The sequence below is a fragment of the Levilactobacillus zymae DSM 19395 genome, assembly GCF_001434115.1.
In the GTDB taxonomy this organism is placed as follows: Bacteria; Bacillota; Bacilli; order Lactobacillales; family Lactobacillaceae; genus Levilactobacillus; species Levilactobacillus zymae.
Map to the genome: position 1 here is coordinate 42,231 of NZ_AZDW01000034.1, position 21,583 is coordinate 63,813.

Below are 21,583 nucleotides of genomic sequence, written 5' to 3' on the forward strand. Positions count from 1 at the left end.
TTGCCCTTTTGCCGGGGTGGCGGAATTGGCAGACGCACAGGACTTAAAATCCTGCGGTCAGTGATGACCGTACCGGTTCGATCCCGGTCCTCGGCATTTAACTTAATAATGATTATGCACCCATAGCGCAATTGGATAGAGTGTCTGACTACGAATCAGAAGGTTGTAGGTTCGACTCCTACTGGGTGCATTTTTGTTGCTTATAGATTTTCTATAGGCAGACTCGGGAAGTAGCTCAGCTTGGTAGAGCACCTGGTTTGGGACCAGGGGGTCGCAGGTTCGAATCCTGTCTTCCCGATTAACCGGTTAGCGGTTAGTGAACTAAATAGATTGATTATCGGGAAGTAGCTCAGCTTGGTAGAGCACCACGTTCGGGACGTGGGGGTCGCAAGTTCAAATCTTGTCTTCCCGATTTTTTAATCCTAAATCTACATATTATATACTGACAAATCATTGACGTCGGTCTTCCACCTAATTGTTTGGAAGCCGGCGTCTTTTTTGGTACTATAGATTACCAGGAGCTATCCTGGTACGGCAAGTCAATCATGCGAGACTAGGGACTGAAAAGACTAATCCATTGCATTTTTGAGGGAAGTTCGTATAATATTAGTCAACATTAGTCAAAAGAACTGCCGAAAGGGGGACGCGAATAATGGAGAATCAAAATATTTCAGATATTATTGAAGCTTACCTCAAGCAGATTCTAGCAGAATCCCAAGAAGTTGAGATTCGGCGTTCCGAGATTGCCAATCAATTTAATGTCGTCCCATCCCAGATCAATTACGTGATCAAGACCCGGTTTACGATTCAGGACGGTTACGTAGTGCGGAGTAAGCGGGGCGGCGGTGGCTACATTCGCATCGAGAAGGTCAAGTTATTGGATAACCTGGACTTTATCGATTCGCTAGTAGCGGCCGTGGGGGACCATATCACCCGACATGACGGATTAGCAGTTGTGCGGAGCTTATTTGAAGCGGGAACCATTAATCGGCGCGAGGCCAACATTATGTTAGCGGCGATCGATAAGACCGCTTTAAATACCGGAGATCGAGACTTAGACGAGCAAATTCGCGCGCAGATTTTAATCTCGATTTTAGATCATTTACGTTACGAGAGTTGAGAAAGTGAGGAGTTGCAATGGATAACCTATTTACGCCTAGTGCTAAGAGCGTATTAGTTTTGGCACAGGAACAGGCCAAGTATTTTAAGCATCAAGCGGTGGGTACGGAACACTTGCTGCTGGCCCTCACCATTGAAAAAAACGGGATTGCCAACAAGGTGCTCCAGCAGTTTTCCGTGACCGACGACGATGTTCGCGAAGAAATCGAACGGTTTACCGGTTACGGCACCCTGGAAAACACGGATAAGGATAGTTACTTGCCCTATTCCCCGAAAGCTAAGGCCATGTTAGCCTTAGCTGGCGACGAAGCCAAGCGGTTAGGGGCCACCAAGATTGGGACGGAACACTTATTGTTAGCGTTACTGAGTGACGAGACGATTCTGTCGTCACGGATCTTGAAGAACTTGAACGTTGAATTGACCAGTGCCCGGAAAGTTGTCCTCCGGAAGCTGGGGATTGCGGATACGCCTAAGCGCCGGAACGAAGGCCGCGCACGGCGGGCGGCCCAAGGCGGGACACCCACGCTGGATTCCTTGGCTCGGGATTTAACTCAAGCGGCTAAGGATGGCAAGATGGATCCCACGGTGGGCCGTGACAAGGAAGTTAAGCGGGTCATCCAGATTCTGAGTCGGCGGACCAAGAATAACCCGGTCCTGATCGGAGAGCCCGGTGTGGGGAAGACGGCGATTGCGGAAGGCTTGGCCCAACGCATCGTGGCCGGTGACGTGCCCGAAGATATGCAAAATAAGCGGTTGATGATGCTCGACATGGGCTCATTGGTCGCGGGGACCAAGTACCGGGGCGAATTTGAAGACCGGCTGAAGAAAGTGATCGAAGAAATCTACAACGATGGTCACGTGATCCTGTTCATCGACGAACTCCACACCTTGATTGGTGCCGGGGGCGCTGAAGGGGCTATTGACGCCTCGAACATTTTGAAGCCGGCGTTGGCCCGGGGCGAACTCCAAACCATCGGGGCCACCACGTTAGACGAATACCAGAAATATATCGAATCCGACGCTGCGTTGGAACGGCGGTTTGCGACCGTGCAAGTCGACGAACCAACTAGTGAGGAAGCCCTAGAAATCTTGAAGGGCTTACGGCCGCGCTATGAAGATCACCATCACGTCAACATTACGGACGAGGCTCTGGAACAAGCGGTCAAACTCTCCGTGCGTTACATTAGCGAACGCTTCCTGCCCGACAAGGCCATCGACTTGATGGACGAAGCTTCCGCGAAGGTCCGGATTGACCAGATGGATAAGCCAACGGCCACCAGTAAGTTAGCGGCCGACCTGGACCAATTGGCCAAGGACAAGGATACCGCAATCGAAAAACAAGACTTCGAACAGGCTGCGCAATTGCGGACCCAAGAGATCACACTCCGTGAAAAGTTAGCCACCCAGAAGGCGAAAGCCGCTGCGAAGGCGGACCAGGCCGACCAGCACTATACGTTAAACGTCACCGGTGAAGACGTGGCCCAAGTGGTCGCGGAATGGACCGGGGTACCGTTGACCCAGTTGAAACAAACCGATGCGGACCGGTTGGTCAACCTCGAAAAGATCTTGCATCAACGGGTGATCGGTCAAGACGAAGCGGTCTCGGCCGTGGCCCGGGCCATTCGACGGGCCCGTTCCGGGTTGAAGGACCCGAACCGGCCAATTGGGTCGTTTATGTTCTTAGGCCCAACCGGGGTCGGGAAGACCGAATTAGCCAAGGCGTTAGCCGCCGCGATGTTTGGGTCGGAAGACAACATGATTCGTGTCGACATGAGCGAATACATGGAGAAGTATTCCACCAGTCGTCTGATTGGATCGGCCCCCGGTTACGTGGGGTACGACGAAGGTGGTCAGTTGACCGAAAAGGTTCGGCAGAAGCCTTATTCCGTAGTCCTCTTCGATGAAGTTGAAAAGGCCCACCCGGACGTCTTTAACCTGTTATTGCAAGTGTTAGATGATGGGTACTTGACCGACTCCAAGGGACGGCGGGTCGACTTCCGGAACACGATTCTGATTATGACCTCGAACTTGGGGGCCACGAAGCTGCGGGACGAAAAGACCGTTGGGTTTGGGGCCGAAGACCTGGCCAACAGTTACCGGGCGATGGCCGACACCATCCGGCAAACGTTGAAGCAGTCCTTCCGGCCAGAATTCCTGAACCGGATCGATGAGACCGTGATCTTCCACTCGTTGAAGAAACCGGAACTACACCAGATCGTCAAGTTGATGGCGCAAAACATCGTCAAGCGGGTCGCGGACCAAAACATCAAGTTGAAGTTCACGCCGGCCGCCTTGGATGCCATCGCTCAGGCGGGCTACGATCCGGAATACGGTGCTCGGCCACTCCGGCGAGCATTGCAGAATCAGGTCGAAGACCAACTGAGTGAAGCCATGCTTTCGGGTGAAGTTAAGGCCAACGAACAGGTCACGATTGGGGCTACGAAGGGCAAGGTCACGATTAACGCCAAGCCCGCCACGTCCCGTAAAGCGGTCACCAGTAAATAACGACTGGCGACGCTAACGGTTAACCTGATGACTTAAACTAGTTTTAGGATGAGCAGTGCCACTGAGTAACAATCTCGGTGGGGCTGCTCTTTTGGTTGGTCCGGAGGTGTGGTACACTGACATTAATTTAGAATGAAGGGAACGGACAACGGGATGAAAAGAAAAGAGCAACTAACCCAAACGCATGCGGCGATTTTAGCGGCGGCCCGGGAGCAATTCTTGTCACGCGGGTATCAGGCCACGTCGACTCGGGAGATTGCTCGGCAGGTCGGAATTACGCAGCCGGCACTCTACCATCACTTTAACGACAAGGAGGCCATCTTCTTAGCCGTGGTGGAGGAGGTGGGTCACGAGACCCAAACCGGGATTACGCAGGTTAATGCTCAGGTTCAAGCCGGGACGTTGACGGACCCCGTAGAAGCCTTAGCGGCGGTGACCGAGGTCCTCTTGTCCGTTCATCCACGGGACGTGTTCAGTGTGTTGCACGGTAGCTTTCGGTATTTGGCTCCGAGCAATAAGGGTCAGCTCGGACAATTGCTGATGCAGGATTACCTGGGCCCGTTAGCGGCGTTCTTTGACTTAGGCCTCGTCACGTTGCGACCGCATTTGTCGGCGCAGGAGGCGGCCTCGTTTTATCTGACCAGTCTGAGCCCCTTGTTTAACAACTTCCATCAGGTGGGACCGGCGGATGCGTCCAAGCACGAGCAAATCGTCATTTTGCTGCGCTTAATTTTATTTGGGATTGCCACGGAAAAGTAAGCATAATATCTTGACAATCCGGCATTAGTTTTGTACTATATCATCTGTATGCAACTGTGAACTGAAATTGGGGTAGCCGATCTATTGTCCGGTGCACCCACTATAAGAAGCCAAAAGCAAATTTTGATTTGTTTTTGGATTTTTTTTGCCAAAAAACCGAGAAAAGATGCATTTGTAACCTAAATGTAATATTCGGTTTGGCCAGTCACAGAATAAATAGGAGAGGTGAACAACTTGGCAGGACACTTAGTGAAATACGGGAAACACCGTACGCGTCGTAGCTATTCACGGATCAAGGAAGTTCTGGACTTACCTAACTTGATCGAGATTCAAACCAATTCCTATAATTGGTTCCTCGATGAAGGGTTACGTGATATGTTCGATGACATCATGCCAATCGAGGATTTTCAAGGAAACCTTTCGTTAGAGTTTGTTGATTATCAATTATTAGAACCTAAATATTCGGTGGACGAAGCGCGGGAACATGACGCGAACTATTCGGCACCGTTACACGTCACCTTACGACTAACGAACCACGAAACGGGCGAAATCAAGTCTCAAGATGTCTTCTTCGGCGACTTCCCATTAATGACTCACCAAGGAACTTTCATTATTAATGGGGCAGAACGGGTAATTGTTTCCCAATTAGTTCGTTCGCCAGGCGTTTACTTTAATGAAGATACCGATAAGAACGGCCGGACCATCTTTGGTGCCACGGTCATTCCTAACCGAGGGGCTTGGTTGGAATTCGAAACCGACGCCAAGAACATTTCCTACGTCCGGATCGACCGGACCCGGAAGATCCCAATGACCGAATTAGTTCGGGCCTTAGGGTTTGGCTCCGATGACGAAATTCTGGACATCTTGGGCGATAACGAAAGCCTGATGGCCACGTTGGAAAAGGATATCCACAAGAATACCGACGACTCACGGGTCGAAGAATCCTTGAAGGACATCTACGAACGCTTGCGGCCAGGTGAACCGAAGACGGCTGACTCTTCTCGGAGTCTGTTGACGGCCCGGTTCTTTGACCCGAAGCGTTACGACATGGCACCCGTTGGTCGTTACAAGACCAACAAGAAGCTGAGCTTAAAGACCCGGTTACTGGGTCTGACCTTGGCCGAAACGCTGGCTGATCCGGATACCGGTGAAGTTATCGTGCAAAAGGGCACCATGGTGGATAAGGATGTCATGAAGAACTTGGCACCTTACCTGGATCGCGACGACTTTAAGATGGTGACTTTCCAACCATCTGACGAAGCCGTGGTCACTGAACCATTGAAATTACAAATCATCAAGGTACAATCCCCTGACGATCCAGAACAAGAAGTGCCCGTTATCGGGAACGGCAACATTGACTTGAAGCTGAAGCACATTCGCCCAGCCGACATCATTGCTTCCATGAACTACTTCTTCGATCTGCAGATCGGCATCGGTAACACCGACGATATTGACCACTTGGGGAACCGGCGGATTCGTTCCGTGGGTGAATTGCTCCAAAATCAATTCCGCATCGGGTTATCCCGGATGGAACGGGTGGTTCGTGAACGGATGTCCATTCAAGACGCCGCCACGGTAACGCCACAACAACTGATCAACATTCGACCAGTTGTGGCTTCCATCAAGGAATTCTTTGGGTCTTCCCAACTGTCACAATTCATGGACCAAACCAATCCATTGGGTGAATTGACGCATAAGCGTCGGTTGTCCGCCTTGGGACCTGGTGGGTTGACGCGTGACCGGGCCGGTTATGAAGTCCGGGACGTGCACTACACCCACTACGGTCGGATGTGCCCAATTGAAACCCCTGAAGGCCCGAACATCGGGTTGATCAACTCGTTGTCCAGTTACGCACGGGTCAACAAGTACGGGTTCATCGAAACGCCATACCGGCGGGTTTCTTGGGACACGCATAAGGTAACCGACAAGATCGATTACTTAACGGCCGATGAAGAAGATAACTACGTGGTGGCTCAGGCCAACACGCCATTGAAGGATGACGGGTCGTTTGATACGGATACAATCATGGCCCGGGCTAAGTCCGAAAACATTGAAACCACCGCTGACCGGATCGACTACATGGATGTCTCGCCTAAGCAAGTTGTTGCTGTGGCCACGGCATGTATTCCTTTCTTGGAAAACGATGACTCCAACCGGGCGCTGATGGGGGCCAACATGCAACGGCAAGCTGTGCCATTGCTGGACCCACACGCACCTTTGATTGGGACCGGGATTGAATACAAGGCCGCCCATGACTCTGGGGTCGCCATGATCAGTCAACACGACGGGACCGTTGAATACGTTGATGCTCGTGAAATCCGCGTACGGCGTGAAGACGGGGCGTTGGACACTTACAAGTTAATGAAGTTCCGCCGGTCTAACGGTGGGAAGAACTACAACCAACGGCCAATCGTTAAAGTCGGCGACCACGTCGATAACGACGAAGTAATTGCCGATGGGCCTTCCATGGAAAATGGGGAATTAGCCTTAGGGCAAAACCCATTAGTGGCCTTCATGACTTGGCAAGGGTACAACTTCGAAGATGCCATCGCCATTAACGAACGGTTAGTGCGTGAAGACGTCTACACGTCAATTCACATTGAAGAATACGAATCCGAAGCCCGGGACACCAAGCTCGGACCGGAAGAAATGACGCGTGAAATTCCTAACGTGGGTGAAGACGCCTTGAAGAACTTGGACGAAGACGGGATTATCCGTGTCGGTGCCGAAGTTCAAGACGGCGACATCTTAGTTGGGAAGGTCACGCCTAAAGGGGTCACGGAACTCTCCGCCGAAGAACGGCTGTTACACGCCATCTTTGGTGAAAAGGCCCGTGAAGTCCGTGATACGTCACTGAAGGTTCCTCATGGTGGCGGCGGGATCATCCAAGACGTGAAGATCTTTACCCGTGAAAACGGGGATGAATTATCTCCTGGTGTGAACATGATGGTTCGGGTCTACATCGCCCAAAAGCGTAAGCTGCAGGTCGGTGACAAGATGTCCGGTCGTCACGGGAACAAGGGGACGGTCTCCATCGTAATCCCACAAGAAGATATGCCATACCTGCCAGACGGGACGCCGATCGACATCATGTTGAGTCCCATGGGTGTGCCTTCCCGGATGAACATTGGGCAAGTGCTCGAATTGCATTTAGGGATGGCCGCACGGAAGTTAGGAATTCACATGGCAACGCCAGTCTTCGATGGGGCCCAAGATTCTGATATCTGGGACGCCGTTAAGGAAGCCGGCATGGCCTCTGACGCCAAGACGGTCTTATACGATGGCCGGACCGGTGAACCGTTTGATAAGCGGGTTGCCGTTGGGGTCATGAACTACCTGAAGTTGGCCCACATGGTCGACGACAAGATGCACGCCCGTTCCATCGGACCTTACTCCCTGGTTACGCAACAACCCCTTGGTGGGAAAGCGCAATTTGGTGGCCAGCGTTTCGGTGAAATGGAAGTTTGGGCTTTGGAAGCCTACGGGGCAGCTTACACGTTGCAAGAAATCTTAACCTACAAGTCCGATGACGTTGTCGGCCGGGTCAAGACTTACGAAGCTATCGTGAAGGGCGATCCGATTCCAAAGCCAGGCGTACCAGAATCCTTCCGCGTGTTAGTGAAGGAACTTCAATCCCTTGGTTTGGATATGAAGGTCTTGAACGGTAACAACGAAGAAATCGAATTACGTGACATGGACGATGAAGACGATGACGTCGTAAACGTTGATGCGTTGAGCAAGTACGCCCAACAGCAAGAAGAACAACGTAAGGCCCAAGCTAGTGATAGCAAGGATGCCAAGACGGCAGCGCCACAAAATGAGAGTCAACCGAATACGCAAGATTAATTCATAAGGGAGGTCGCTTCTTTGGTCGATGTCAATAAGTTCGAAAGCATGCAGATCGGACTCGCCTCACCCGATAAGATCCGTAGTTGGTCTTACGGTGAAGTCAAAAAGCCAGAAACCATTAACTACCGGACGTTGAAGCCGGAAAAAGACGGTCTGTTCGACGAACGCATCTTCGGTCCTACTAAGGACTGGGAATGTGCTTGTGGGAAGTACAAACGTATCCGTTACAAGGGTGTCGTTTGTGACCGTTGTGGGGTCGAAGTTACCCGTTCTAAGGTCCGCCGGGAACGGATGGGCCACATTGAACTGGCTGCCCCAGTTACGCACATCTGGTACTTTAAGGGAATCCCTAGCCGGATGGGCTTGGTTCTGGACATGAGTCCACGGGCGTTGGAAGAAATTATCTACTTTGCTTCCTACGTGGTCTTAGATCCTGGTGATACCGCTTTGGAACGCAAGCAATTGCTGTCCGAACGGGATTACCGTGATAAGCTCGCCGAATACGGCTCCAAGGCCTTCAAGGCTGAAATGGGTGCCGAAGCCATCAAGAAGTTATTGATGGCCGTAGATTTGGATAAAGAAGTTAAGGAATTAAAGGAAGAATTGAAGGAAGCCACTGGCCAGAAGCGGACGCGGGCCGTTCGACGGTTGGACATCTTGGAAGCCTTCGTCACGTCGGGTAACCGTCCGGAATGGATGGTCATGGACGCGATTCCGGTCATTCCGCCTGACTTGCGGCCGATGGTCCAGTTGGAAGGGGGACGTTTTGCGACGTCCGACTTAAACGACCTGTATCGTCGGGTCATCAACCGGAACAGCCGGCTCAAGCGCTTGCTTGATTTAAACGCACCAGGCATCATCGTACAAAACGAAAAGCGGATGTTACAAGAAGCCGTCGATGCGCTGATCGATAATGGGCGGCGGGGTCGTCCAGTTGCTGGTCCTGGTAACCGGCCACTGAAGTCCCTGTCACACATGTTGAAAGGGAAGCAAGGACGGTTCCGGCAAAACTTGCTGGGTAAGCGGGTCGACTACTCTGGTCGTTCCGTTATCGATGTCGGTCCTTCGTTGAAGTTCAACCAAATGGGTCTGCCAGTCCCAATGGCTTTGGAATTATTCCGGCCATTTATCATGAAGGAACTGGTTGCCCGGGGGTTAGCTTCCAACATCAAGAACGCTAAGCGTCAAATCGACCGTGAGGAAGACGACGTGTTTAACGTTTTGGAAGACGTCATCAAGGAACACCCTGTGCTGTTGAACCGGGCCCCTACGCTTCACCGGTTAGGGATTCAAGCGTTTGAACCCGTACTGGTAAGTGGGAAGGCCATGCGGCTGCACCCACTGGCCTGTGAAGCCTACAACGCCGATTTCGATGGGGACCAAATGGCCATCCATGTGCCGTTGTCGGACGAAGCACAAGCCGAAGCGCGGTTACTGATGTTAGCGGCGCACCATATCCTGGCACCGGCTTCTGGGAAACCAGTTGTGGCGCCATCTCAAGATATGGTTATCGGGAACTACTACCTGACGATGGAAGAAAGTAACCGTGAAGGTGAAGGCATGATCTTCACCGACTTAAACGAAGCGGTGCTGGCTTACAGAAACGGGCTAGTTCATTGGCACACCCGCGTTGGGGTCCAAGTGGCCTCGATGCCGGACAAGCCATTTACCGACGAACAACGCCAAAAGATCATGGTAACGACCGTTGGGAAGTTGATTTTCAACAACATCCTGCCGAAGTCGTTCCCATACTTGAACGAACCAACCAGTACCAACTTGAACGGCTACGTGCCGGACAAGTACTTCCTGGCACCGGGTGAAGATATTCACGACTACCTGCAAAATGCCGAACTCATTGGGCCTTTCAAGAAGGGCTTCTTGTCCGACATTATCGCGGCGGTTTACCAACAATACAAGGTGACGGCAACGTCCGAATTGTTGGACCGGATCAAGGACTTAGGGTACGACGAATCCACCAAGTCTGGGTTGACGGTCGGAATTTCCGACATCACCGACTTGAAGGAAAAGCCAGTAATCATCGACGAAGCCCACAAAAAGGTTAAGACGGTCACCAAGCAATTCCGGCGTGGGCTGATTACCGACCACGAACGTTACGAACGGGTCATTGGAATCTGGAACGATGCCAAGGACGACATTCAAAACGCCTTGATTCACAGTTTCGAACAACAGAACCCAATCTTTATGATGAGTGATTCTGGTGCCCGGGGGAACATTTCTAACTTTACGCAGTTAGCCGGGATGCGGGGCTTGATGGCCGCGCCTAACGGTGAAATCATGGAACTGCCAATCACATCTAACTTCCGTGAAGGTCTTTCCGTGATGGAAATGTTCATTTCAACCCACGGGGCTCGTAAAGGGATGACCGATACGGCCTTGAAGACTGCCAACTCAGGTTACCTGACTCGACGGTTGGTTGATGTGGCGCAAGACGTGATTATTCGGGAAAAGGACTGTGGGACTGACCGTGGTTTGAAGATTCGGGCCATCACTGATGGAAACGAAATGATCGAACCATTGTACGACCGGATTTTAGGTCGGTACACCCAGAAGTCCGTCATTGATCCGCAAACCGGTGACGTGATCGTACCGAAGAACCAAATGATCGTTGAAGACACCGCGCAAAAGATTGTCGATGCCGGCGTTCAAGAAGTCACGATTCGTTCCGCCTTTACTTGTAACACGGAACACGGGGTCTGCGAACACTGTTATGGTCGGAACATGGCTACCGGTGACGAAGTTGAAGTTGGTGAAGCTGTCGGAACCGTTGCCGCACAGTCTATCGGTGAACCAGGGACGCAATTAACCATGCGGAACTTCCATACCGGTGGTGTGGCTGGTAACGAAGATATCACCCAAGGGCTTCCTCGTGTTCAAGAATTATTTGAATCCCGGAACCCTAAAGGGAAAGCGGAAATTACCGAAGTTACGGGGACGGTTGAATCCATTGAGGAAAACCCGGCCGAACGGACTAAGGAAATTACCATTAAAGGTGAAGCCGATACGCGGAGTTACACGTTACCAATCACGGCCCGGATGCGGATCACGGAAGGTGACTTCATCCACCGTGGGGCAGCGTTAAACTACGGGTCGGTTGATCCGAAGGAATTACTGCGGGTTCGGGACGTGTTGTCAACGGAAACCTACATTTTAGGTGAAGTTCAACGTGTTTACCGGATGCAAGGTGTGGCCATCAGTGATAAGCACGTGGAAATCATGGTTCGCCAGATGCTACGTAAGGTCCGGATCATGGATCCAGGTGACACTGATGTCTTACCAGGGACCCTGATGGATATTCAGGACTTCCGTCGTGCTAACTACCAGACGTTGATCTCTGGTGGGATTGCGGCGACGGCGCGTCCGGTGATCCTCGGGATTACCAAGGCGGCTTTGGAAACTAACAGTTTCTTATCCGCCGCTTCCTTCCAGGAAACGACGCGGGTTCTGACCGACGCGGCTATCCGCGGCAAGAACGACCCGTTAGTTGGGCTGAAGGAAAATGTTATCATTGGGAAGATTATTCCTGCCGGGACTGGGATGCCAGATTACCGTCAGATCAAACCCAAGGAAGTCGGCAGTGCTTCAACGGAGGGCGTTTACTCAATCAGCGACCTCGAAAAGCAAATGCAAGAAGACTCCCAAGCTTAATCTCTGTGTGAGTGCGAGCCGATAAAAGAGTCACCCGCCATGATGGTGCGGGTGGCTCTTTTTGCGTTAATGACCGGGGAGAAGCCACCAGATCCAGGCGCTGACTGTCAGGGCGGGAATGAAGGGTAGTCGTTGGTGAGGCGTTTGCCAATGAGCCAAGAGGGCGAGTAAACACGCCAGACTGAGCCAGCGGCTGGTGGCTAAGGGACCCAGTGCGATGCCAAAACTACTGATGAACTCGAGATCGCCATCCCCAATCCAGGGACGGGACCAACGCGACCAGCCCCAACGAATCGCCGTGGTGGTGAGGAGGAGCCCGAGAGTTGTGGCCAGGGTGATAGGGTGGGGCGCTAAAACCAGGTTGACCAGGCCGACCCAGGCCGGAAAGCTTTGGGTCCGTGCATCGCAGAAAGCGGCGTAACTCCAGAGAAATAACCAGGCGAGCGGTTGGGTGCTCGCAGGACCGTGCCAGGTCGTGAGGAGCAAGCCACCGCCCAGTTCGGCAATCAGGGTGTCCACGGGAATCGGGGCCTGACAATAGGCACACCGCCCCCGTAAGCACCAATAGCTCAGCCCGGGAATGAGTTGCCAGTAAGCGAGCGGCGTTTGGCACCACTCGCAGTGGGATGCGGGGAACAGTAGGGATTCTTGAGTGGCGTAACGACTAGCGGCGGCACACAGGAAGGACCCCAGACAACAACCATAGATGAATAAGATTCCGGATAACATGTCGATCACCTCGTCGACAACTCCGCAAAGCGCGGCTGAAAAGTTTGCGCTTTTTCTAAACCGCGAGTTGACAAGGGCGAAGGGGGCATGTTATTCTATTCAAGGTGCTTTTCGCAGACAGGTCTCAGGTACTTTACCGGACATGCTGACTGGACGGCGAGGAGGACACTTCAATTGACACCTTTCTCGGTGGCTTTTTTCTTTAAGAAAAAATGAACCACCTGGATGTGTGGACTTAAATTTAGCAGATATAGAAAGGAGGACTATTTAGATGCCTACTATCAACCAATTGGTGCGTAAAGGTCGTAAATCTAAAAGTTCGAAATCAGATGCCCCAGCTTTAAACTACGGGTATAACAGTTACAAGAAGGTTCAAGTTAAGAATCCAGCTCCCCAAAAGCGGGGCGTGGCCACTCGTGTTGGTACGATGACGCCAAAGAAGCCTAACTCAGCCTTACGGAAGTACGCGCGTGTACGTTTGTCCAACTTAATTGAAGTGACTGCTTACATCCCAGGGATTGGCCACAACTTGCAAGAACATAGTGTTGTGTTAATCCGTGGGGGCCGGGTAAAGGATTTACCTGGGGTTCGTTACCACATCATCCGTGGTGCGCTTGATACGGCCGGTGTGACTGACCGTCGTCAGGGCCGTTCTAAGTACGGGACTAAGAAGCCTAAGGATTAAAAAGAATCAGTGCGGTAGCTGCACGGATGCCGTCAGCTATCCAGCATAGTTACTTCAAGGAGGATATTATACAATGCCTAGAAAAGGAAACGTACAAAAGCGTGAAGTCCTTCCTGATCCAATCTACAACTCAAAGTTGGTTACTCGTTTGATTAACCACACGATGATGGATGGGAAACGCGGGACTTCCACGAAGATTATCTATGGTGCATTTGACATCATCAAGAACGAAACTGGTAACGATCCAGTTGAAACTTTTGAAGAAGCAATGAAGAACGTTATGCCAGTCTTGGAAGTTAAGGCACGCCGGGTCGGTGGGTCTAACTACCAAGTGCCAATCGAAGTTCGGCCAGACCGTCGGACCACGTTGGGCTTACGTTGGATCGTGCAATACGCACGTCTGCGTGGCGAACACACCATGGTTGAACGGCTTGCTCGTGAAATCATGGATGCTGCTAACAACACTGGTGCGGCAGTTAAGAAGCGTGAAGATACGCACCGGATGGCAGATGCCAACCGTGCCTTCGCACACTACCGTTGGTAATCAGGCAGTTTTCGCCCTGCTTTACCGCCAATGTGCTAAAATACTAGGGCGGAATACGGTTACCGTATTCATGTCACTAGTTTAAAGGAGCAATCCTTTAATTAGAGGTGGCTACTAAATCAATAGATGATGGTAGTCACCTTTTGTTAAATCGACGATCATTTTTGAGAGGAGTTACACATTAATCATGGCTAATACTCGTGAATTTCCGCTTGAGAAGACGCGTAACATCGGTATCATGGCCCACATCGATGCCGGGAAGACGACGACTACTGAGCGTATCCTGTATTACACTGGTAAAATCCACAAAATTGGTGAAACCCACGATGGGGCTTCCCAAATGGACTGGATGGAACAAGAACAAGAACGTGGGATCACGATCACTTCCGCAGCCACTACGGCCGAATGGAAGAAGCACCGGATCAACATCATCGATACTCCCGGACACGTGGACTTCACTGTTGAAGTTGAACGTTCTCTGCGGGTCTTAGATGGTGCCGTTGCCGTTCTGGATGCCCAAGCTGGGGTGGAACCTCAAACCGAAACGGTTTGGCGTCAAGCTTCCGACTTCGACGTTCCCCGTATCGTGTTCGTTAACAAGATGGATAAGTTGGGGGCCAACTTCGACTTCTCCGTTAAGTCATTACACGAACGTTTGGATGCCAACGCGGTAGCCTTACAAATGCCAATCGGGGCCGAAGATGAATTCGCCGGTGTCGTTGACTTAATCGAAATGAAGGCTTACATCTACGACATGGATGACCTGGGTTCCAAGTGGGACACGGTTGACATCCCTGACGACATGAAGGATGAAGCTCAAAAGCGTCATGAAGAAATCATCGAAGCCGTTGCCGACGTTGATGACGAAATCATGGAAAAGTACCTTGAAGGTGAAGAAATCTCCAAGGCCGAATTAAAGGCCGCTATCCGGCGGGCAACCCTGAAGCTGGAAATGTTCCCAGTCTTCGCTGGTTCTGCCTTCAAGGATAAGGGTGTGCAGATGTTGATGGACGCCGTTGTGGACTACTTACCATCTCCATTGGATGTTAAGCCTTACAACGCCACTAATCCTGATACGGACGAAGCCGTTGAATTACGTGCCGATGACGACGCACCATTCGCTGCGTTGGCCTTCAAGGTGGCCACCGATCCATTCGTTGGTCGTTTGACCTACATCCGGGTTTACTCCGGGACTTTGGAAGCCGGTTCTTACGTCTTGAACTCTACCAAGGACAAGCGTGAACGGGTTGGTCGTTTGCTGCAAATGCACTCCAACCACCGTCAAGAAATCCCAGAAGTCTTCTCTGGTGATATCGCCGGGGCCATTGGGTTAAAGAACACCACGACTGGTGATTCCTTAACTGACCCTGATCACCCACTGCACTTGGAATCCATGGACTTCCCAGATCCAGTTATCCAGGTTGCCGTAGAACCTAAGACTAAGGCTGACCAAGACAAGATGAACACTGCCTTACAAAAGCTTTCTGAAGAAGACCCAACTTTCAAGGCTGAAACTAACCCTGAAACTGGTGAAACTCTGATTGCCGGGATGGGTGAACTTCACTTGGACATCATCATTGACCGGATGAAGCGTGAATTTAAGGTTGAAGCCAACATCGGTGCCCCTCAAGTGGCTTACCGTGAAGCCTTCACTAAGGCTACCAAGGCTCAAGGTAAATTCGTTCGCCAGTCTGGTGGTAAAGGTCAATATGGTGACGTTTGGATCGAATTTACCCCTAACGAACGTGGTAAGGGTTACGAATTCGAAGACGCCATCGTCGGTGGGGTTGTTCCTCGTGAATTTATCCCTTCAGTTGACCAAGGACTGCAAGAAGCTATGGCTAACGGTGTCTTAGCAGGCTACCCATTAGTCGACGTTAAGGCTAAGCTCTATGATGGTAGTTACCACGAAGTCGATTCTAGTGAAGCAGCCTTCAAGGTTGCCGCTTCCTTGGCTTTACGGAACGCCGTTAAGAGTGCCGGTCCAGTGATCTTGGAACCAATCATGAAGGTTGATATCCAAGTTCCTGAAGAATACATGGGTGACATCATGGGCCAAGTTACCGCACGTCGTGGTAAGGTCGATGGGATGGAAGCTCGTGGGAACGCACAAATGATTCATTCATACGTGCCACTTTCCGAAATGTTCGGTTACGCAACCACCTTACGGTCTGCTTCGCAGGGTCGTGGGACGTTTACCATGACGTTCGACCACTACGAACCAACGCCTAAGAGTGTGCAAGCTGACATTATCAAGAAGAACGGTGGGACTCCGGTCGAAGACTAGAGAACTCGGTTCTAACATCAGTCATTAAATCGTTAGATTGAAAACTGCTAAAACGACGCTTGATCAGCAATGATCCGGCGTCGTTTTTTGTTTGGTTTGAAACGGAGCCCCAGTCCTGATAGGCCGGCGGTTGTGAGCATTAGTCGGGGTGAAAATGGCCTCCAAAGCTACTATTATAATAGCGGGTGATAGCCATGCGAATGAGTGAGGGGCACCTTCAGTGATGAGTGAAGCGGTGAGCCACAAGTTACTTACTAAAATAAAGCATCAAAATAATTGACAGGGCACCCTAATTCGCGGTATTCTAATACGCGAGTTTTCAGAAGTTTTTTAGGTGACCGACCTAGCCAAATTCGGCGGGCCGTCTTAATAAAATTTAGGGAATTCAGCGAAAACCCTTGTCATACGGCGTTTTATTTAGTATGATAGTTAAGTGCTGATTTTCAGGGGTGTTTTTTGCACTTCTGATCCCGGCTCAAAAGTTTAAGCGATGATGTGGGAGATTGCGACACGCCCGGCCGCTTTGCCATGAGGGCGTGGCGGGAATTCACACGGAGTTAGTCTTATTTTTAAAATAGACGAAGGAGGGAACACAATGGCAAAACAAAAAATTCGGATTCGGTTAAAGGCTTACGAACACCGTATCTTGGATCAATCAGCGGACAAGATCGTTGAAACGGCAAAGAGAACTGGTGCCACTATTTCAGGCCCAATTCCATTGCCAACTGAACGGACGGTCTACACCGTGTTACGTTCACCACACAAGTTCAAGGACTCGCGTGAACAATTCGAAATGCGGACGCACAAGCGTCTGATTGATATCGTTAACCCAACGCCAAAGACGGTCGACTCATTAATGAAGCTTGACCTGCCTAGTGGTGTGGACATCGAAATCAAGTTATAATTTCTAGTTTCAAAATATAAAAACATTAAATCGGAGGTGTACTCATGACCACAAAAGGAATCTTAGGGAAAAAGGTCGGGATGACGCAAGTCTTCACTGATGCTGGCGAATTAATCCCCGTTACTGTTGTCGAAGCAACGCCAAACGTTGTGTTGCAAGTTAAGACGATGGAAAACGACGGTTACGAAGCCATCCAACTTGGTTACCAAGACAAGCGTGAAGTACTTAGCAACAAGCCCGAACAAGGTCATGTAGCAAAAGCAAACACGACTCCTAAGCGCTTCATTCGTGAATTCAAAGATGTTGAGCTGGGAGATTACAAGGTAGCTGACGAAGTTAAGGTTGACGTCTTCCAAGCAGGCGACATCGTTGATGTCACTGGTGTCACTAAAGGTCATGGATACCAAGGTAACATCCATAAAGACGGTCAAAGTCGTGGTCCTATGGCTCACGGTTCTCGTTATCACCGTCGTCCAGGTTCTCTGGGTGCCATCATTAACCGGGTTTTCCCTGGTAAGAAGCTCCCAGGTCGGATGGGTAACAAGCAAGTTACGATCCAAAACCTGCAAATCGTTAAGGCCGACGTTGACAACAACGTTCTGCTAATCAAGGGTAACGTGCCAGGTGCTAACAAGTCACTCGTCGTTGTGAAGAGTGCTGTTCGTCCTCCACGTCCTAAGCAATCTGAAAAATAAATCGGAAGGGAGGATAATTAAATGACAAGCGTAGCATTATACAAACAAGATGGTAGCCAAAACGGCGATGTTACTTTGAATGCTGATATCTTCGGCATCGAACCTAACGAAAACGTCGTCTTCGACACGATTTTGATGCAACGAGCTTCCTTACGCCAAGGAACGCACGCCGTTAAGAACCGGAGTGCTGTCCGCGGTGGTGGTAAGAAGCCATGGCGTCAAAAGGGTACTGGTCGGGCCCGTCAAGGTTCCATCCGTTCCCCACAATGGGTCGGTGGTGGTGTGGTCTTTGGCCCTACCCCTCGTTCCTACAGTTACCGCCTTCCTAAGAAGGTTGGTCGTTTAGCACTTAAGTCCGTTCTTTCCCAAAAGGTTCTGGATGAAAGCTTAGTTGTCGTAGACGCTTTGGCTTTCGACGCACCTAAGACGAAGGAATTTGCTGCCGTGCTGACTGGTTTGAATGTCACGACGAAGACGTTAGTTGTCTTAGAAGACGACAACACGACGGCTGCTTTAGCCGCTCGTAACTTAGCTAACGTTAAGGTTATCCCAGCCAAGAGCTTAAACGTGCTTGACGTTGTCGATGCTGACAAGTTAGTGATTACTCAACCAGCTCTTTCTCAAGTAGAGGAGGTGCTCGCATAATGGAAGCACGCGACATTATCTTACGTCCCGTTGTCACTGAAGCTTCAATGGCAACCATGGACGACAAGCGTTACACGTTCGACGTTGATGTTCGAGCAACCAAGACGCAAGTCAAGCACGCAATCGAAGAAATCTTCGGCGTGAAGGTTGTTAAGGTCAACATCATGAACTTAAAGGGTAAGAAGAAGCGTCAAGGACGTTACGAAGGCTACACTAAGAAGCGTCGTAAGGCCATTGTCAGCTTATCTGCCGACTCAAAAGAAATCAAATTATTCAACGAAGAATAATAATCTGATAAATATAGGAGGGAAATAACGTGGCGATTAAGAAATACAAACCAACAAGCAATGGTCGTCGTAATATGACGAGCTTGGTTTACAAAGACGTCATCACTAAGACGACTCCTGAAAAATCATTGCTGAGTTCACAAAGCCACACCGCTGGGCGGAACAACGCCGGTCATATGACTGTGCGTCACCGTGGCGGTGGTAACAAGCGCCAATACCGGATCATCGACTTTAAGCGGATTAAGGACGATGTTCCCGCAACGGTTAAGGCCATCGAATACGATCCTAACCGGACTGCTAACATTGCTTTATTAGTTTACGCTGATGGGGTTAAGTCCTACATCATCGCACCTAAGGGCTTAAAGGTTGGCGCTCAAGTGCAATCTGGCCCTGATGCTGATATCAAGGTTGGGAACACTTTACCATTGAAGAACATTCCTTTCGGGACTGTGATTCACAACATCGAATTAAAGCCAGGTAAGGGTGGCCAATTGGTCCGCTCCGCTGGGACTTCCGCACAACTTTTAGGTAAGGCTAACGATGACAAGTACGTCTTGGTTCGTTTGTCTTCCGGTGAAGTTCGGATGATCTTAAACGTTAACCGGGCAACCATCGGTGCCGTTGGTAACGAAGAACACGAATTAGTTAACGTTGGTAAAGCCGGCCGGAACCGTTGGGCAGGTCAACGTCCTCACGTTCGTGGGTCAGTTATGAACCCTAACGATCACCCTCATGGTGGTGGTGAAGGTAAAGCACCTGTTGGGTTACCATCTCCTCTGTCCCCATGGGGTAAGAAGACGGTTGGTAAGAAGACTCGTAAGAAGAAGAACCGGACCGACAAGTTTATTGTTCGTCGTCGTAAGGGTTCTAAGATGTAATCATCCGTTTTTTGGATGATTCGATACCCGGTGATCATCGTATTAAACGATGCGCCACAAGTAGAGGAGGTTTCATAAATGGGTCGTAGTTTGAAAAAGGGACCTTTTGCCGATGCGCACTTACTGAAGAAGATCGATGCGCAAAAAGACAATGACAAGAAGGCCGTTATCAAGACCTGGTCTCGCCGGTCTACTATTTTCCCTAGCTTTATTGGTTACACCATCGCTGTTTATGACGGACGGAAGCATGTCCCAGTTTACATTCAAGAAGACATGGTAGGCCACAAGTTAGGCGAATTCGTTCCAACGCGGACATTCCGTGGCCACGGTGGCGACGACAAGAAAACTGCACGATAAGGAGGATTAACTAATGGCTGAACAAGTTACATCAGCACAAGCGACTGCTAAGACGGTTCGGATTGCTGCACGCAAGGTCCGTCTGGTTATCGACCTTATCCGCGGTAAGAGCGTCGCTGAAGCGCTGGCTATCCTTAAGTTCACACCCCGCGGTGCTTCACCGGTTGTGGCTAAGGTTTTAAACTCTGCAATTGCAAACGCAGAAAACAATTTTGACTTAGATCGTCAAGATTTAGTTGTTAGCGAAGCTTACGTCAACGAAGGACCAACCCTCAAGCGGTTCCGTCCTCGTGCCAAAGGCTCTGCTTCACCAATCAACAAGCGTACGAGTCACATTACGGTTGTTGTATCTGAAAAAGAGGAGGGATAACGCGTGGGTCAAAAAGTAAATCCAACCGGATTACGTGTCGGGATTATTCGTGACTGGGAAGCAAAGTGGTATGCTGAAAAAGATTTTGCTGCTTACTTACGAGAAGACCTTCAAATCCGTAAATTCATCGAAAAGCGTCTGGAAGATGCTTCTGTTTCCACTGTTGAGATTGAACGGGCTGCAAACCGCGTCAACATCTCAATCCACACTGCTAAGCCAGGAATGGTAATTGGTAAGGGTGGTTCCGAAGTTGAAAACTTACGTAAAGAATTAAACGCTTTGACTGGCAAGCGAGTACACATCAACATTGTGGAAATCAAGAAGCCAGACTTAGATGCTAAGTTAGTCGGCGAAAACATCGCTCGTCAATTGGAAGGCCGGGTTGCCTTCCGTCGGGCTATGCGTCAATCCATGCAACGGACCATGCGTTCCGGTGCTAAGGGGATTAAGACGCAAGTTGCTGGTCGGTTAAACGGTGCTGATATGTCCCGTGTCGAAAGCTATGCTGACGGTACGGTTCCTCTGCACACGTTACGTGCTGACATCGACTATGCTTGGGTAGAAGCCCACACCACTTACGGTTCTTTAGGTGTTAAGACCTGGATCTACCGTGGTGAAATCCTACCTGAAAAGAAAAATAACGGACAAGGAGGGAAATAAGCATGCTGGTTCCTAAGCGAGTAAAGTTCCGTCGTGTCCACCGTGGTAAGCTCCGTGGCGAAGCCAAGGGTGGCAAGAGTGTCGCTTTCGGTGACTACGGTTTGCAGTCGTTAGATTCCCATTGGATTTCTAACCGGCAAATCGAAGCCGCACGTATTGCGATTACGCGTTACATGAAGCGTGGTGGGAAAGTTTGGATCAAGATTTTCCCTCACAAATCCTACACTGAAAAAGGTGTTGGGGTCCGGATGGGTAATGGTAAAGGTACGCCAGCTGGCTGGGTAGCCCCAGTTAAGCGCGGTAAGGTCTTATTCGAAGTTGGCGGTGTTGATGAAGCAACCGCTCGCGAAGCCTTACGTTTGGCTGCCATGAAGCTTCCCGTTCGTACCAAAGTTTTGACCCGAGAGGAAGTAGGTGGCGAATCTAATGAAGACTAAAGACATCAATGAATTAACCACTGCTGAAATGCTCGATAAAGAAAAGAGCTACAAGGACGAATTATTCAACTTGCGGTTCCAATTAGCTACCGGTCAATTGGAAAACACCGCTCGGTTGAAGCAAGTTCGCAAGAACATTGCGCGGATTAAAACCGCTCTTCGCCAACAAGACTTGAACAAGTAGAATACGATAAAGGAGGCCATTAA

Annotated in this window: 19 protein-coding genes and 4 tRNA genes; 22 read left to right on the forward strand and 1 reads right to left on the reverse strand. The window is 50.4% G+C overall.

What is annotated here, in order from left to right:
• Window positions 1-10: 10 nt before the first annotated feature.
• From FD38_RS08065 to rpoC, 9 genes are all read left to right on the forward strand, one after another.
• Window positions 11-96, forward strand: a tRNA-Leu gene (locus FD38_RS08065).
• Between the two features lie 20 nt (window positions 97-116).
• Window positions 117-190, forward strand: a tRNA-Arg gene (locus FD38_RS08070).
• Between the two features lie 34 nt (window positions 191-224).
• A tRNA-Pro gene (locus FD38_RS08075) sits at window positions 225-298 on the forward strand.
• Between the two features lie 40 nt (window positions 299-338).
• Window positions 339-412: transfer RNA gene (locus tag FD38_RS08080), tRNA-Pro, on the forward strand.
• 240 nt (window positions 413-652) lie between these two features.
• Window positions 653-1,120 carry a CtsR family transcriptional regulator gene (locus FD38_RS08085; RefSeq protein ID WP_057733081.1) on the forward strand — a complete coding sequence of 156 codons (468 nt, stop codon included), beginning with the start codon at window positions 653-655 and terminating at the stop codon, window positions 1,118-1,120.
• Between the two features lie 17 nt (window positions 1,121-1,137).
• Window positions 1,138-3,624 (forward strand): ATP-dependent Clp protease ATP-binding subunit, encoded by a 2,487-nt coding sequence (locus FD38_RS08090; RefSeq protein ID WP_057733083.1) that lies wholly within the window; start codon window positions 1,138-1,140, stop codon window positions 3,622-3,624.
• 153 nt (window positions 3,625-3,777) lie between these two features.
• On the forward strand, window positions 3,778-4,383 hold the full coding sequence (locus tag FD38_RS08095) for a TetR/AcrR family transcriptional regulator (RefSeq protein ID WP_057733410.1): 606 nt from the start codon (window positions 3,778-3,780) through the stop codon (window positions 4,381-4,383).
• Between the two features lie 234 nt (window positions 4,384-4,617).
• Complete coding sequence (rpoB, locus tag FD38_RS08100) at window positions 4,618-8,229, forward strand: DNA-directed RNA polymerase subunit beta (RefSeq protein WP_057733085.1); 3,612 nt, start codon at window positions 4,618-4,620, stop codon at window positions 8,227-8,229.
• A gap of 21 nt (window positions 8,230-8,250) precedes the next feature.
• Complete coding sequence (gene rpoC / locus FD38_RS08105; protein WP_057733088.1) at window positions 8,251-11,898, forward strand: DNA-directed RNA polymerase subunit beta'; 3,648 nt, start codon at window positions 8,251-8,253, stop codon at window positions 11,896-11,898.
• A gap of 66 nt (window positions 11,899-11,964) precedes the next feature.
• Here the strand turns inward: rpoC and FD38_RS08110 are convergent, their stop codons facing one another.
• A complete protein-coding gene (locus FD38_RS08110) occupies window positions 11,965-12,627 on the reverse strand; it encodes a prepilin peptidase (RefSeq protein WP_057733090.1) in 663 nt (220 codons plus the stop codon).
• Between the two features lie 271 nt (window positions 12,628-12,898).
• Here FD38_RS08110 and rpsL point away from each other — a divergent pair, with 271 nt between their 5' ends.
• The 13 genes from rpsL to rpmC all read left to right on the forward strand — a co-directional run bounded on the left by rpsL (window position 12,899) and on the right by rpmC (window position 21,560).
• Window positions 12,899-13,312: a 30S ribosomal protein S12 gene (rpsL, locus tag FD38_RS08115; protein WP_057733092.1), complete on the forward strand. Its 414-nt coding sequence runs from the start codon at window positions 12,899-12,901 to the stop codon at window positions 13,310-13,312.
• A gap of 73 nt (window positions 13,313-13,385) precedes the next feature.
• The gene (gene rpsG / locus FD38_RS08120; protein ID WP_057733093.1) at window positions 13,386-13,856 is read left to right on the forward strand and encodes a 30S ribosomal protein S7; all 471 of its coding nucleotides are present in this window, start codon (window positions 13,386-13,388) and stop codon (window positions 13,854-13,856) included.
• A gap of 187 nt (window positions 13,857-14,043) precedes the next feature.
• On the forward strand, window positions 14,044-16,143 hold the full coding sequence (gene fusA, locus FD38_RS08125; protein ID WP_057733095.1) for an elongation factor G: 2,100 nt from the start codon (window positions 14,044-14,046) through the stop codon (window positions 16,141-16,143).
• A gap of 595 nt (window positions 16,144-16,738) precedes the next feature.
• Window positions 16,739-17,047 carry a 30S ribosomal protein S10 gene (gene rpsJ, locus FD38_RS08130; RefSeq protein ID WP_057733097.1) on the forward strand — a complete coding sequence of 103 codons (309 nt, stop codon included), beginning with the start codon at window positions 16,739-16,741 and terminating at the stop codon, window positions 17,045-17,047.
• Between the two features lie 44 nt (window positions 17,048-17,091).
• A complete protein-coding gene (gene rplC, locus FD38_RS08135; protein WP_057733099.1) occupies window positions 17,092-17,742 on the forward strand; it encodes a 50S ribosomal protein L3 in 651 nt (216 codons plus the stop codon).
• Between the two features lie 21 nt (window positions 17,743-17,763).
• Window positions 17,764-18,387: a 50S ribosomal protein L4 gene (gene rplD / locus FD38_RS08140; protein WP_057733101.1), complete on the forward strand. Its 624-nt coding sequence runs from the start codon at window positions 17,764-17,766 to the stop codon at window positions 18,385-18,387.
• Window positions 18,387-18,674: a 50S ribosomal protein L23 gene (gene rplW / locus FD38_RS08145; RefSeq protein WP_057733103.1), complete on the forward strand. Its 288-nt coding sequence runs from the start codon at window positions 18,387-18,389 to the stop codon at window positions 18,672-18,674. The genes rplD and rplW overlap by 1 nt, the downstream gene beginning before the upstream one ends.
• A gap of 29 nt (window positions 18,675-18,703) precedes the next feature.
• Complete coding sequence (gene rplB / locus FD38_RS08150) at window positions 18,704-19,552, forward strand: 50S ribosomal protein L2 (protein ID WP_057733105.1); 849 nt, start codon at window positions 18,704-18,706, stop codon at window positions 19,550-19,552.
• A 78-nt stretch (window positions 19,553-19,630) separates the two neighbouring features.
• On the forward strand, window positions 19,631-19,909 hold the full coding sequence (gene rpsS / locus FD38_RS08155; RefSeq protein WP_057733107.1) for a 30S ribosomal protein S19: 279 nt from the start codon (window positions 19,631-19,633) through the stop codon (window positions 19,907-19,909).
• Window positions 19,910-19,922: 13 nt separating this feature from the next.
• A complete protein-coding gene (gene rplV, locus FD38_RS08160; protein ID WP_024746872.1) occupies window positions 19,923-20,279 on the forward strand; it encodes a 50S ribosomal protein L22 in 357 nt (118 codons plus the stop codon).
• A gap of 3 nt (window positions 20,280-20,282) precedes the next feature.
• A complete protein-coding gene (gene rpsC, locus FD38_RS08165; RefSeq protein WP_057733109.1) occupies window positions 20,283-20,939 on the forward strand; it encodes a 30S ribosomal protein S3 in 657 nt (218 codons plus the stop codon).
• 2 nt (window positions 20,940-20,941) lie between these two features.
• Window positions 20,942-21,376 carry a 50S ribosomal protein L16 gene (gene rplP / locus FD38_RS08170; RefSeq protein WP_057733110.1) on the forward strand — a complete coding sequence of 145 codons (435 nt, stop codon included), beginning with the start codon at window positions 20,942-20,944 and terminating at the stop codon, window positions 21,374-21,376.
• The gene (gene rpmC, locus FD38_RS08175; protein ID WP_057733112.1) at window positions 21,366-21,560 is read left to right on the forward strand and encodes a 50S ribosomal protein L29; all 195 of its coding nucleotides are present in this window, start codon (window positions 21,366-21,368) and stop codon (window positions 21,558-21,560) included. The genes rplP and rpmC overlap by 11 nt, the downstream gene beginning before the upstream one ends.
• Window positions 21,561-21,583 lie beyond the last annotated feature (23 nt).

Excerpts from the sequence above, each read along its gene's own strand:
- FD38_RS08085 (WP_057733081.1), top strand. The coding sequence starts at position 653 with ATGGAGAATCAAAATATTTCAGATATTATTGAAGCTTACCTCAAGCAG.
- FD38_RS08090 (WP_057733083.1), top strand. The coding sequence starts at position 1,138 with ATGGATAACCTATTTACGCCTAGTGCTAAGAGCGTATTAGTTTTGGCA.
- FD38_RS08095 (WP_057733410.1), top strand. The coding sequence starts at position 3,778 with ATGAAAAGAAAAGAGCAACTAACCCAAACGCATGCGGCGATTTTAGCG.
- FD38_RS08110 (WP_057733090.1), bottom strand. The coding sequence starts at position 12,627 with ATGTTATCCGGAATCTTATTCATCTATGGTTGTTGTCTGGGGTCCTTC.
- rpsL (WP_057733092.1), top strand. The coding sequence starts at position 12,899 with ATGCCTACTATCAACCAATTGGTGCGTAAAGGTCGTAAATCTAAAAGT.
- rpsG (WP_057733093.1), top strand. The coding sequence starts at position 13,386 with ATGCCTAGAAAAGGAAACGTACAAAAGCGTGAAGTCCTTCCTGATCCA.
- fusA (WP_057733095.1), top strand. The coding sequence starts at position 14,044 with ATGGCTAATACTCGTGAATTTCCGCTTGAGAAGACGCGTAACATCGGT.
- rpsJ (WP_057733097.1), top strand. The coding sequence starts at position 16,739 with ATGGCAAAACAAAAAATTCGGATTCGGTTAAAGGCTTACGAACACCGT.
- rplC (WP_057733099.1), top strand. The coding sequence starts at position 17,092 with ATGACCACAAAAGGAATCTTAGGGAAAAAGGTCGGGATGACGCAAGTC.
- rplD (WP_057733101.1), top strand. The coding sequence starts at position 17,764 with ATGACAAGCGTAGCATTATACAAACAAGATGGTAGCCAAAACGGCGAT.
- rplW (WP_057733103.1), top strand. The coding sequence starts at position 18,387 with ATGGAAGCACGCGACATTATCTTACGTCCCGTTGTCACTGAAGCTTCA.
- rpsS (WP_057733107.1), top strand. The coding sequence starts at position 19,631 with ATGGGTCGTAGTTTGAAAAAGGGACCTTTTGCCGATGCGCACTTACTG.
- rplV (WP_024746872.1), top strand. The coding sequence starts at position 19,923 with ATGGCTGAACAAGTTACATCAGCACAAGCGACTGCTAAGACGGTTCGG.
- rplP (WP_057733110.1), top strand. The coding sequence starts at position 20,942 with ATGCTGGTTCCTAAGCGAGTAAAGTTCCGTCGTGTCCACCGTGGTAAG.
- rpmC (WP_057733112.1), top strand. The coding sequence starts at position 21,366 with ATGAAGACTAAAGACATCAATGAATTAACCACTGCTGAAATGCTCGAT.